This window comes from Amycolatopsis sp. NPDC051371, assembly GCF_040682155.1.
Taxonomy (GTDB): Bacteria; Actinomycetota; Actinomycetes; order Mycobacteriales; family Pseudonocardiaceae; genus Amycolatopsis.
This window is the reverse complement of record NZ_JBFBAG010000007.1, coordinates 118,471-130,741: the sequence shown is the minus strand read 5'-3', so window position 1 is coordinate 130,741 and position 12,271 is coordinate 118,471. Positions and strand designations below refer to the sequence as shown.

The window sequence follows — 12,271 nt, the reverse complement described above, 5'->3', positions numbered from 1 at the left end:
CCCGGTCACTTGTCCAGGTTGACGGTGAAGAAGTCGGTGAGCTTGCCGACAGCGAGGTCGATGTACTCGCGCTTGTCGTAGAGGTCGACGTGGCTCGCACCCGCGATCCAGTGGATCTCCGCGGGCCCGGTGGCGCGCCGATGGGCTTCCAGGCCCATCCAGGCGGTGACGGCGCGCTCACCGAGGATCTGCAGCATCGGGCGCGGGCCGATCAGCGGGACGGCGTGGAAGACGTCGCTCGCGGCCATCTTGTCGACGCTGTCCCAGGTGAGGAACTTCGCCGAGCGCTCGTGGTAGCCGCGGGGGCCGCAGTAGTACTCCCAGCCCTCGACGCCGTGCTCGCCGCCGAGGGCGCCGGCCTGTTCGGCGGTCTCGGGGAACATGGTCAGCACGCCGGGGTCCTCACCGCGGGCCGCGGTGGTGCGGGCCTGGGCGGCGGCGTCGAGCAGGCCCTGGAAGACGGCCGGGTCCTGGGTGCCGTCGGCGCCGTAGCGGAACTGGCGCGCGGGCTCGGCGGTGCACACGGTCGCGACGGCCTTGACCCTGTGGTCACCGCCGGCAGCGGCGAGCGAGTAGCCGCCGGAGGCGCAGATGCCCAGCAGGCCGATCCGGCCGGCGTCGACCTCGGGCCGGGTGGTGAGGAAGGAGACCGCGGCCTTGAAGTCTTCGATCCGCTGGGCGGGATCCTCCAGGCCGCGCGGCAGGCCGCCGGACTCGCCCTGGTGGGCGGCGTCGAAGGCCAGGGTGACGAAGCCGCGGTCGGCCATCAGCTTCGCGTAGGTGCCGGAGGTCTGTTCCTTGACGCCGGTGCCGGGATGGCCGACCACGAGGGCCGGAAGCGGGGCGTCAGCGCCTTCGGGAACGTAGAGGTGGGCGGCGATGTCGATGCCGGCGCTGTCGAAGGTGACGGTGGTGGTGGGCATGGGGACTCTCCCTGGTCGGTGGTGTCTCCACCATCGACTAGGACCGTGCCGCCGAAAAGCCGCGAGTTCCTGCCTGGGAAGGATCCTGCCCCCGCAGAAAAGCCACGCCCCCGGCGAACCGGGGGCGTGGCTTTGTGCAGCGGGGGATCAGTCCCAGTCGAGCGCGCCGCCCGACTGGTACTCGATGACGCGGGTCTCGAAGAAGTTCTTCTCCTTCTTCAGGTCCATCGCCTCGGACATCCACGGGAACGGGTTCTCGGTCTCGCCGAAGATCGGGGACAGCCCGATCTGCTGCGCGCGCCGGTCGGTGATGAAGTGCATGTACTGCTCGCACAGCTGCGCCGACAGGCCGAGCATGCCGCGGGGCATCGTGTCGCGCGCGTACTTGACCTCGAGCTCGCACGCCTCCTTCAGCATCCCGCGGACCTCTTCCTGGAACTCGGGAGTCCACAGGTGCGGGTTCTCGATCTTGATCTGGTTGATGCAGTCGATGCCGAAGTTCAGGTGGATCGACTCGTCGCGCAGGATGTACTGGTACTGCTCGGCGATGCCGACCATCTTGTTCCGGCGGCCCAGCGACAGGATCTGCGCGAAGCCGGTGTAGAACCACATGCCCTCGAAGATCACGTAGAACGCGACGAGGTCACGCAGGAACGCCGTGTCGGCTTCCGGCGTCCCGGTCTCGAAGTCCGGGTCCTCCAAGTGCTGCGTGTACTTCAGCGCCCACGCGTCCTTGTCCGAAATGGACGGAACCTCGCGGTACATGTTGAACAGCTCGCCCTCGACCAGGCCGAGGCTCTCGCAGATGTACTGGAAGGTGTGCGTGTGCACGGCTTCCTCGAACGCCTGGCGCAGCAGGTACTGGCGGCACTCGGGGTTGGTGATCTGCCGGTACACCGCGAGGACGATGTTGTTGGCCACCAGGGACTCCGCGGTCGCGAAGAAGCCCAGGTTGCGCTTGAGCATCTGCCGCTCGTCCTCGGTGAGGCCGTCCTTCGACTTCCACAGCGCGATGTCGGCCTGCATGGCGACCTCGGTCGGCATCCAGTGGTTGTTGCAGCCGGCCAGGTACTTCTCCCAGGCCCAGGTGTACTTCATCGGCAGCAGCTGGTTGACGTCGGCGCGCGCGTTGATCATGCGCTTGTCGTCGACGTTGATCCGGGCGGCCCCGACCTCGATCTCACCGAGGCCGGTGGCGCCGGTCGTCTCCACGTTGGTCATGGTGCAGGGTTCCTTACTGGCAGGATTCGCAGTCGGGGTCGTCGATGCGGCAGGCGGCGCCTTCGGTGGCGACGAAGTCCACGTCGGTCTTCGGCATCTCCTTCGGCTCCGGCGCGGTCACCGGCACGGCCGGGACCGAAGCCGCGGGAGCCGGTGCCGGAGCAGCCGGAGCCGCGGGCGCCGGGGTGGCCGAGACGGCGTTCAGCTTGCCGTCGGTGCCGCGCAGGGTGCTCTTCTCCACGTGCGTCGCGGACTGCGCCCGCAGGTAGTACGTGGTCTTGAGGCCCTTGTGCCACGCGTAGCGGTACAGCTCGTCGAGCTTGCGCCCGCTCGGCGCCGCGATGTAGAGGTTCAGCGACTGCGCCTGGTCGATCCACTTCTGGCGCACCGAACCGGCGTCGACGATCCACTTCGACTCGATCTCGAACGCGGTCGCGTACAGCGCCTTCAGGTCGTCCGGCACGCGGTCGATCTGGCCGAGGCTGCCGTCGAAGTACTTGAGGTCGCTGACCATGACCTCGTCCCAGAGCCCACGCTCCTTGAGGCTCTTGACCAGGTGCGGGTTGACGACGGTGAAGTCGCCGGACATGTTCGACTTGACGAACAGGTTCTGGAACAGCGGCTCGATCGACTGCCCGACGCCGGAGATGTTGGAGATCGTCGCGGTCGGCGCGATCGCCATCACGTTCGAGTTGCGCATGCCGACGGTCTTGACGCGCTCGCGCAGCGGCGCCCAGTCCAAAGTGGACGACAGGTCGACGTCGAGGCCGTCACCGCGACGCGCGTCGATGAGCAGCTGCATCGAGTCGATCGGCAGGATGCCCTTGCTCCACAGCGATCCCTCGAACGACTGGTACTGCCCGCGCTCCTCGGCGAGGTCGGTCGACGCCGAGATCGCGTAGTAGGAGAGGTGCTCCATGGAGACGTCGGCGAACTTGACGGCCTCGTCGGAGGCGAACGGGACGCCGATCTCGAACAGCGCGTCCTGGAAGCCCATCAGGCCCAGGCCGACCGGGCGGTGGCGCAGGTTGGAGCGGCGCGCCTCCGGGATCGTGTAGAAGTTGATGTCGATCACGTTGTCCAGCATGCGGACGGCCGTGCGCACGGTCTTCTCGAGGCGCTTCGTGTCCAGGCCCTCGGGCGTGACGTGCTTGAGCAGGTTCACCGAGCCGAGGTTGCACACCGCGACCTCGTCGGTGGTGGTGTTCAGCGTGATCTCGGTGCACAGGTTGGACGAGTGCACGACGCCGACGTGCTGCTGCGGCGAGCGCAGGTTGCACGGGTCCTTGAACGTGATCCACGGGTGGCCGGTCTCGAACAGCATGGTCAGCATGCGGCGCCACAGCTCCACCGCGCGAATCCGGCGGAAGACCTTGATCTCGCCGCGGTCGGCCATCGCCTCGTACTCGCGGTAGCGGGCGGAGAACTCGTTGCCGTAGAGGTCGTGCAGGTCCGGCGTTTCGTTCGGCGAGAACAGCGTCCACTCGGCGTTGGCCTCGACGCGGCGGAGGAACTCGTCCGGCACCCAGTTCGCGGTGTTCATGTCGTGGGTGCGCCGGCGGTCGTCACCGGTGTTCTTGCGCAGGTCGAGGAACTCCTCGATGTCCACGTGCCAGGTCTCGAGGTACGCGCAGGCCGCGCCCTTGCGCTTGCCGCCCTGGTTGACCGCGACCGCGGTGTCGTTGGCGATCTTGAGGAACGGCACGACGCCTTGGGACTGGCCGTTGGTGCCCTTGATGTGCGCGCCGAGGCCGCGGACCGGGGTCCAGTCGTTGCCCAGGCCGCCCGAGTACTTCGCCAGCAGCGCGTTGTTCTTGTAGGCCTGGAAGATCGAGTCCAGGTCGTCGTCCACCGTGGTCAGGAAGCAGGACGACAGCTGCGCGCGGGTGGTGCCCGAGTTGAACAGCGTCGGGGTCGAGGCCATGAAGTGGAACGTCGAGAGCAGCTCGTAGAACTCGATGGCACGAGCCTCGCGGTCGTCCTCGCGGATGGCGAGGCCCATCGCGACGCGCATGAAGAACGCCTGCGGCAGCTCGAAGCGGGTGCCGTCGTGGTGCTGGAAGTACCGGTCGTACAGCGTCTGCAGGCCGAGGAAGCCGAAGTCGAGGTCACGCTCGGCGTGGATGGCCGCGGTGATCTTGTCCAGGTCGAAGGACAGCAGCTCGCCGTCGACCAGCTCGAGCTCGACCGCGCGGCGCAGGTAGGCGCGGAAGTACGCGGGGTACTCGCCGGCCATCTCGTCCTGGCTGGCCAGGCGCGGCTTTTTCGCGAGATAGCTGAGGGCCTCGCCGCGCAGCTTGTCCAGCAGCAGCCGGGCGGAGACGAAGGAGTAGTTCGGCTCCTGCTCGACCAGCACGCGGGCGGCCAGGACCTGGGCCAGGGCCAGCTCGTCGGCGCTGATGCCGTCGTAGAGGTTGCGCTTGGCTTCGGCGAGGACGGGCTCGGCCGTGACGTCGTCGAGGCCGGCGACGGCCTCGCCCACGACGTGGGAAACGCGGGCCCAGTCGAGCGGGCGCAGGACGCCGTCGGCGCCCTTGACGTTCAGCGCGACCTCGGTCGCGGCCGGCTTGACGGCCTCGCGGGCCTTGCTGCGCTCGTCGCGGTAGAGGACGTAGGCGCGGGCGACCTTGTGGTGCTCGCCGCGCATGAGGGCGAGCTCGACGATGTCCTGGATCTGCTCGATGTGCAGGGCGGTCTCGGGGCCGGCGTGGCGCAGCAGGGTGGTCTCCACCTGCTGGGTCAGCTCCGCGACGACGTGGTGCACGCGGGAGGACGCGGCGGCGTCGCCGCCCTCGACCGCGAGGAACGCCTTCGTCAGCGCGACCGAGATCTTCCCCGCGTCGAACGGCGACACGCTGCCGTCCCGCCGGATGACCCGGATCGCGGTGGGTGTGTCGGCGGCTGACGGCCGCTGACCGGTTTCGACTGACATGCGTGTCTCCAGGTTTTCGGGCGCGTGGGATCGCCACACGGCCTCACGAGGCCGTGCGCTGCAGGTTCTTCAAAGCTGCCCGGCAGTACTCTGCAGCGGTCTCCCCGTCGCTGGGCCCTGCCGGTCACCAGAGACTACATGTAGGGGTGGTCGCCCGCGCGGGACCCAAGGGGTGGCGTGTCGTGGGCTCACCCTGCCGGGTTACACGATCACCCAGAGGTGCTGCTCAGCCCGCGGAACCAGGCCCGCGGCGGTAGGTTTCGAGGTCGCTCGGAGCCGGGCAGCCCACGGCTGCCGGGTGGTCCGGCTGGGCGTGCGGGCGCGGCGCTGTCTTGAATGAGTCATTCAGGACCTCCGGCGACCTGAATGACTCATTCAAGACGTTTGGGCCGGGGGCAAGCGCCGAAGCGGAGCTCGGACTTCGGCAGCTCGAGGCTCGTCACCGGCCGCCGCCCGGCGAGGTAGCCGAGCGGGCCGTCCGGGTTGAAGCTCCAGTCGGCCGAGGCCGGGCGCGGGCGGATCTTCGCGCCGACCGGGGTGCGCAGGAGGCCATCGCGCTCCTGGACGACCTCGAACGACGTCGGCACCCGCAGCGGCAGCGCGGGCCGGGGCTTGAACGCCGCCGTAGCGATCCAGTCGTCCGCCGTCGCCGCCGTGGCCTGGAACGTGCGGCCGCCGGTGAAGTCCAGCGTCGCCAGGTCCTTCGGGATCGCCCACAGCTCGCGGCCGCCCGCCAGGGACGCCTCGCTGTCGACCCAGATCTCCGTGATCGAGCAGGACACGCGCCGCGCCTTGATCGACACCGCGGCCAGCAGCTCGTGGTAGGCCATCTGCCCGGGCGGGGTGTAGTCGATCCACGCCGTGAACACGGACGCGTGGCCGGCCACCACCACCAGCGGCCGGGCGCCGGCCGGCAGAGCGGGCAACCGGGACGGCGGCACGCGCCAGATCGACACGCGTGCGTCGGCGGTCAGGTTCCAGGGCTGCGGCGGGTAGAGGCTCATTCGTCCAACCAGGGGAGGTACGGAGGCAGGTCCTTCTCGACGCGCATGCCGAATTCGGGCGGTCGTTTCTGCAGGAACGACATGACGCCCTCGACGGCGTCCGGGTTCGCGCCGAGCCCGCCGATCAGCTTCGAGTCGAGTTCGTGCACCGGGAACGGCGAGTCGGCGCTCGCCATCCGGTAGAGCAGCTGGCGGGTCACCGCGACCGACACCGGCGCGGTGTTCGCGATGATGTCGCGGGCCAGTGCGTAGGCCTCGTCGAGCACGGTTCCGGTCGGAAAGACCTTGTGCACCAAGCCCTTTTCGAGGGCCTCGGCCGCGGGGAACACGCGGCCGCTGATCATCCAGTCGAGCGCGGTACCCATGCCGACGAGCCGGGGGAGGAACCACGCCGACGCGCCTTCGGGGTAGATGCCGCGGCGGGTGAAGACGAAGCCGAACCGCGAATCCTCCGAGGCGAGCCGGTAGTCGCAGGGGAGCGTGATCGTGCTCCCCGCGCCGACGGCCGCGCCGTGCAGGGCCGCGATCACCGGCTTGTTCATGGTGAAGATCCGCTTCGAGCACCGGCCGGCGGGCTCCTGCCACGCCGCGTCCGGGCCGGTCGCCGGGTCGAAGTCGAAGCCGCCCTGGGAGAGGTCGGCGCCGACGCAGAAGTCCTTGCCCGCGCCGGTCAGGACGACGACGCGGACGTCCTCGTCGCGGTCCGCGCGATCCATGGCGGCGCCGAGCTCGTCGGCCATCCGGATCGTGTAGCCGTTGCGCGCCTCGGGGCGGTTCAACGTCACCGTGGCGATCCGGTCCGCGACGGCGTAGGTGGTCTCGGCCATGGCGACGAACGTATTGCAGTCCGCCACTACTGGCAAGATGTCAATAGTGTGTCCGCAGCGTCCGGGACGAAACAATCAGGCGTGCTTGATTTTTCCGGCGACCGGTGCGACGCTGGGCCGCAGGACGCAAGGAGGCGGCGGATGGCGGATCTCGGCGTGATCCTCGGGGATCTCGACGCGGAGACACGGACGATCGACGACGTGGTGGCGAACCTGCCCGCGTCCGACTGGGCGCGCGCGACGCCGGCCGAGGGGTGGACCATCGCGCACACCATCGCCCACCTGGCTTGGACCGATCGCAAGGCCTGCATCGCGGCGGCCCACCCGGAGGACTGGCAGGCCGAGGTCGAAGAGCTCCTCAAGGTGGGGGAGACCTACGTCGATGACGGCGCCGCGGCCGGGGCCGAGCGCCCGCCGCGAGAGATCCTCGAAGACTGGCGCGCGGGCCGGGCCGAGCTGGCCGCGGCGCTCGCCGCCGTGCCGGACGGGCAGAAGCTGCCCTGGTACGGCCCACCGATGAGCGCGGCCTCCATGGTCACCGCGCGCCTGATGGAGACGTGGGCCCACGGCCAGGACATCTTCGACGCCCTCGGCCTGACGCGCGAGCCGACCGCGCGGCTGTGGCACATCGCCCGCTTCGGCACCCGCACCCGCGACTTCGCCTACCTGCTCAACTCCCTCGCGCCGCCGGCCGAGGAGTTCCGCGTCGAGCTGACCGCGCCGGACGGCTCCACCTGGGCGTTCGGGCCGGAGGACGCCGAGCAGAAGCTCACCGGCAGCGCCGTCGACTTCTGCCTGGCCGTCACCCAGCGGCGGCACCCGGCCGACACGGACCTGGTCGCGCACGGCGCCGACGTCGAAGAGTGGCTGACCATCGCGCAGGCCTTCGCCGGGCCTCCTGGAGAAGGCCGGAAGCCGGGGCAGTTCGCATGACCTACCGCATCGGCAACGCGTCGGGCTTCTACGGTGACCGCTTCAGCGCGGTCCGCGAGATGCTCACCGGCGGCCCGCTCGACGTCCTGACCGGCGACTACCTGGCCGAGCTGACCATGCTCATCCTCGGCCGCGACCGGATGAAGGACGCGAACCGCGGCTACGCCAAGACGTTCCTCCGCCAGATGGAGGAAAACCTCGGACTGGCGCGGGAAAAGGGCGTCAAGATCGTCGCCAACGCGGGCGGGCTCAACCCCGCCGGACTTGCCGACGCCCTGCGCGAGCTGGCGGCGAAGCTCGGGCTCGACGTCAAGATCGCGCACGTCGAGGGCGACGACCTGGTCGCGCGCGCCGACGAGCTGGACCTCGGGAAACCTTTGACGGCCAACGCTTACCTGGGTGCGTGGGGCATCGTCGAGTGCCTGAACGCGGGCGCGGACGTCGTCGTCACCGGGCGCGTCACCGACGCCTCGGTGATCGTCGGCCCGGCCGCCGCGCACTACGGCTGGGCCCGCGACGACTACGACGCCCTCGCCGGCGCGGTCGCCGCCGGGCACGTCATCGAGTGCGGCGCCCAGGCCACCGGCGGGAACTACGCCTTCTTCACCGAGCACTCCCTGGGCGTGCCCGGCTTCCCGATCGCCGAGATCGAGGCCGACGGTTCCAGCGTCATCACCAAGCACCCGGGCACCGGGGGAGTGGTGAACGCCGGCACCGTCACCGCGCAGTTGCTGTACGAGATCACCGGCGCGCGCTACGCCGGGCCGGACGTCACGACCCGGTTCGACACGCTGTCGCTGGCCGAAGACGGGCCCGACCGCGTCCGCATCTCCGGCGTCCGCGGGGAAGCCCCGCCGCCGACGCTGAAGGTCGCGCTGAACAGGCTCGGCGGGTTCCGCAACGAGACGACGTTCGTCCTCACCGGACTCGACATCGAGGCGAAAGCCGCGCTGGTGCGCGAACAACTCGAAGAGGCTCTGAAGGAACGGCCGCCCGCGGACGTCCGGTGGACGCTGGCCCGGACCGATCACGCCGACGCCGACACCGAGCAGGCCGCCAGTGCCCTGCTGCACGTCGCCGTCAAGGACGCCGACCCCAAGGTCGCCGGCCGCGCGTTCACCGGGGCCGCCGTCGAGCTGGCACTGGCCAGCTACCCCGGGTTCCACGTCACCGCGCCGCCGTCGGACGCCTCGCCGTACGGCGTCTACACCGCGGCTTATGTGGCCGCGGAGAAGGTGCCCCACGTCGCCGTGCTGCCGGACGGCATGCGTGTCGACATAGCGCCATCGGCGTCCACTCGGGACCTGTCCGATGTGGACGAGCCCGCGCTGCCCGAGCCCCTGGACCACGGCCCGGTGCGCCGGGTGCCCCTCGGCACGATCGCCGGGGCCCGCAGCGGCGACAAGGGCGGCAACGCCAACCTCGGCGTCTGGGTCCGGTCCGAAGAAGCGTGGCGGTGGCTGGTGCACCGGCTGACCGTCGCGGAGTTCAAGCTGCTGCTGCCCGAGACCGCCGACCTGCCGGTGACGCGCTACCTGCTGCCGAACCTGTGGGCGATGAACTTCGTCGTCGAAAGCATCCTCGGTGAGGGAGTCGCGTCGCAGGCGCGGTTCGACCCGCAGGCCAAGGCCTTCGGCGAGTGGCTGCGGTCCCGCGAAATCGACGTGCCCGAGGTGCTCCTGTGACCGATCCGTTCCGGACGCCCGAACGGGGCGAGCTGCGCAAGACCGTGCGGAAGTTCGTCGAGCAGGAAGTCCTGCCGCACCTCGACGACTGGGAACGCGCCGGCGAACTGCCGCGCGACCTGCACCGCAAAGCCGGAGACCTCGGCCTGCTGGGCGTGGCCTTCCCCGAGGAGATCGGCGGGGGTGACGGCAACTACCTCGACGCCCTCGTCGTCGCCGAGGAAATGCACTACGCAGGCGGGTCCGGCGGGCTGTTCGCGTCGCTGTTCACCTGCGGCATCGCCGTCCCGCACATCGCCGAAGCCGCCGACCCCGTGCAGATCGAACGCTGGGTCCGCCCGACGCTGGCCGGGGACAAGATCGGCTCGCTCGCTGTCACCGAGCCGGACGGCGGTTCGGACGTCGCCGGGATCCGGACCACCGCCGTCCGCGAGGGCGACGAGTACGTCATCAACGGCGCGAAGACGTTCATCACCTCCGGCTGCCGCGCGGACTTCGTCACGACGGTCGTGCGCACCGGCGGTGACGGCGCGCACGGGCTCTCGCTGATCGTCGTCGAACGCGGGACGCCCGGCTTCACCGTGTCTCGCAAGCTGGAGAAGATGGGCTGGCTCTGCTCCGACACCGCCGAACTGTCCTACGTGGACGTCCGCGTGCCGGTGGAGAACCTGGTGGGTACCGAGAACAGTGGGTTCGCGCAGGTGGCCACCCAGTTCGTCACCGAACGGCTTTCCCTGGCCGTGCAGGCCTACTCGCACGCGCAACGGGCGCTCGACCTGACGCTGGACTGGTGCCGGCTGCGCGAGACGTTCGGCCGTCCCCTCATCTCGCGACAGGTCGTGCAGCACAAGCTGACCGAGATGGCGCGCAAGGTCGACGTCGCGCGCACCTACGCCCGGCAGGCCGCGATCCGGCACGTGTCGGGCGAGGAGGTCATCGCCGAGGCCTGTTTCGCCAAGAACACCGCCGTCGAGGCCGCCGAGTGGGTGGTCAACGAGGCCGTCCAGCTGCACGGTGGGCTCGGCTACATGCGCGAGTCCGAAGTGGAACGCCACTACCGCGACGTCCGGATCCTCGGCATCGGCGGCGGCACCACCGAGATCCTCACCGGCCTGGCCGCGAAGCGATTGGGATACACTTCATGACCGCTCTGAGGTCCACAGTGGACACACGGACCGCCGAGTTCGGCGCCAACCGCGAGGCGATGCTGGAGAAGCTCGCCGAGATCGACACCGAACAGGCCAAGGCCGTGGCCGGTGGCGGCGAGAAGTACGTCGAACGCCACCGCAAGCGCGGCAAGCTCCTGGCCCGCGAGCGGATCGAGCTGCTGCTCGACGAGGACTCGCCGTTCCTGGAGCTGTCACCGCTGGCGGCCTGGGGCACCGACTACCGGGTCGGCGCGAGCCTCGTGACCGGCATCGGCGTCGTCGAAGGCGTCGAATGCCTGATCTCGGCGAGCGACCCGACGGTCAAGGGCGGCGCCAGCAACCCGTGGACCACGAAGAAGAGCTTCCGGGCGGCGGACATCGCCGCGCAGAACCGGCTGCCGTCGATCAACCTCGTCGAATCCGGCGGCGCGGACCTGCCGACGCAGAAGGAAATCTTCATCCCCGGCGGCCGGATCTTCCGCGACATCACGCGCGCTTCGGCCGCGGGCTGCCCGACGGTCGCCCTGGTCTTCGGGAACTCGACCGCGGGTGGCGCGTACCTGCCGGGCATGTCGGACTACGTCGTGATGGTCAAGGAACGCGCCAAGGTGTTCCTCGGCGGGCCCCCGCTGGTCAAGATGGCGACCGGTGAGGAGTCCGACGACGAGTCGCTCGGCGGCGCCGAGATGCACGCGCGGACCTCGGGCCTGGCCGACTACCTCGCCGTCGACGAGGCCGACGCGATCCGGCTCGGCCGGAACATCATCAAGCGGCTCAACTGGACCAAGCAGGGCCCGACACCGAAGCCGGACTACGCGGAGCCGCTGTACGACACCGAGGACCTGCTCGGCATCGTGCCGCCCGACCTCAAGGTGCCGTTCGACCCGCGCGAGGTCATCGCCCGGGTGGTCGACGGTTCCGACTTCGACGAGTTCAAGCCGCTGTACGGCTCTTCGCTCGTGACGGGCTGGGCGAGCATCCACGGCTACCCGGTCGGCGTGCTGGCCAACGCCCAAGGCGTGCTGTTCGGCGAGGAGTCGCAGAAGGCCGCGCAGTTCATCCAGCTGGCCAACCAGATCCACACGCCGCTGGTGTTCCTGCACAACACGACCGGCTACATGGTCGGCAAGGAGTACGAGCAGAGCGGCATCATCAAGCACGGCGCGATGATGATCAACGCGGTGTCGAACTCGAAGGTGCCGCACCTGTCCGTCCTCATGGGAGCGTCCTACGGCGCCGGGCACTACGGGATGTGCGGCCGCGCCTACGATCCCCGCTTCCTGTTCGCCTGGCCGAGCGCGAAGTCCGCGGTGATGGGCCCGGCGCAGCTGGCCGGCGTGCTGTCCATCGTGGCCCGCGCCGCCGCCGAGAGCCGCGGTCAGGAGTACAACGAAGACCACGACAAGGCCATGCGCGCCATGGTGGAAGGCCAGATCGAGGCTGAGTCGATGCCGATGTTCCTCTCCGGCATGCTCTACGACGACGGCATCATCGACCCGCGCGACACCCGCACCGTGCTGGGGCTGAGCCTGTCCGCGATCCACAATGGACCAGTGAAGGGCGCCGAGGGCTTCGGCGTCTTCCGGATGTGAGTGAGC

General features: G+C 69.6%; 8 protein-coding genes and 1 pseudogene. 4 read left to right on the top strand and 5 right to left on the bottom strand.

What is annotated here, in order from left to right:
- Positions 1-5: 5 nt before the first annotated feature.
- The 5 genes and pseudogenes from AB0M59_RS11750 to AB0M59_RS11730 form a co-directional block, all read right to left on the bottom strand.
- Positions 6-923 carry an alpha/beta hydrolase gene (locus AB0M59_RS11750; protein ID WP_364612601.1) on the bottom strand — a complete coding sequence of 306 codons (918 nt, stop codon included), beginning with the start codon at positions 921-923 and terminating at the stop codon, positions 6-8.
- Between the two features lie 147 nt (positions 924-1,070).
- Positions 1,071-2,147, bottom strand: a pseudogene (locus tag AB0M59_RS11745) (ribonucleotide-diphosphate reductase subunit beta); the annotation flags it as partial.
- Between the two features lie 10 nt (positions 2,148-2,157).
- A complete protein-coding gene (locus tag AB0M59_RS11740; RefSeq protein WP_364612598.1) occupies positions 2,158-5,076 on the bottom strand; it encodes a ribonucleoside-diphosphate reductase subunit alpha in 2,919 nt (972 codons plus the stop codon).
- 371 nt (positions 5,077-5,447) lie between these two features.
- Entirely contained in the window at positions 5,448-6,080 is a 633-nt protein-coding gene (locus tag AB0M59_RS11735; RefSeq protein WP_364612595.1) for an acetoacetate decarboxylase family protein, read from the bottom strand.
- Positions 6,077-6,907 (bottom strand): enoyl-CoA hydratase-related protein, encoded by an 831-nt coding sequence (locus AB0M59_RS11730; RefSeq protein ID WP_364612592.1) that lies wholly within the window; start codon positions 6,905-6,907, stop codon positions 6,077-6,079. Before AB0M59_RS11730 ends, AB0M59_RS11735 begins: the two co-directional genes overlap by 4 nt.
- 141 nt (positions 6,908-7,048) lie before the next feature.
- On the opposite strand from AB0M59_RS11730, the gene AB0M59_RS11725 reads away from it, so the two are divergent.
- From AB0M59_RS11725 to AB0M59_RS11710, 4 genes are read left to right on the top strand one after another with little or no spacing between them, the layout of a single operon-like run.
- On the top strand, positions 7,049-7,840 hold the full coding sequence (locus AB0M59_RS11725; protein WP_364612589.1) for a TIGR03084 family metal-binding protein: 792 nt from the start codon (positions 7,049-7,051) through the stop codon (positions 7,838-7,840).
- Entirely contained in the window at positions 7,837-9,525 is a 1,689-nt protein-coding gene (locus AB0M59_RS11720) for an acyclic terpene utilization AtuA family protein (RefSeq protein ID WP_364612587.1), read from the top strand. The genes AB0M59_RS11725 and AB0M59_RS11720 overlap by 4 nt, the downstream gene beginning before the upstream one ends.
- Complete coding sequence (locus AB0M59_RS11715; RefSeq protein WP_364612584.1) at positions 9,522-10,670, top strand: acyl-CoA dehydrogenase family protein; 1,149 nt, start codon at positions 9,522-9,524, stop codon at positions 10,668-10,670. Before AB0M59_RS11720 ends, AB0M59_RS11715 begins: the two co-directional genes overlap by 4 nt.
- Positions 10,667-12,265, top strand: coding sequence for a carboxyl transferase domain-containing protein (locus AB0M59_RS11710; protein WP_364612582.1), 1,599 nt, complete (start codon positions 10,667-10,669; stop codon positions 12,263-12,265). The genes AB0M59_RS11715 and AB0M59_RS11710 overlap by 4 nt, the downstream gene beginning before the upstream one ends.
- Positions 12,266-12,271: the final 6 nt, after the last annotated feature.

What these genes read in the sequence shown, in the direction of transcription:
- AB0M59_RS11750 (WP_364612601.1), bottom strand. Translation starts at nt 923, where the DNA reads ATGCCCACCACCACCGTCACCTTCGACAGCGCCGGCATCGACATCGCC.
- AB0M59_RS11740 (WP_364612598.1), bottom strand. Translation starts at nt 5,076, where the DNA reads ATGTCAGTCGAAACCGGTCAGCGGCCGTCAGCCGCCGACACACCCACC.
- AB0M59_RS11735 (WP_364612595.1), bottom strand. Translation starts at nt 6,080, where the DNA reads ATGAGCCTCTACCCGCCGCAGCCCTGGAACCTGACCGCCGACGCACGC.
- AB0M59_RS11730 (WP_364612592.1), bottom strand. Translation starts at nt 6,907, where the DNA reads ATGGCCGAGACCACCTACGCCGTCGCGGACCGGATCGCCACGGTGACG.
- AB0M59_RS11725 (WP_364612589.1), top strand. Translation starts at nt 7,049, where the DNA reads ATGGCGGATCTCGGCGTGATCCTCGGGGATCTCGACGCGGAGACACGG.
- AB0M59_RS11720 (WP_364612587.1), top strand. Translation starts at nt 7,837, where the DNA reads ATGACCTACCGCATCGGCAACGCGTCGGGCTTCTACGGTGACCGCTTC.
- AB0M59_RS11710 (WP_364612582.1), top strand. Translation starts at nt 10,667, where the DNA reads ATGACCGCTCTGAGGTCCACAGTGGACACACGGACCGCCGAGTTCGGC.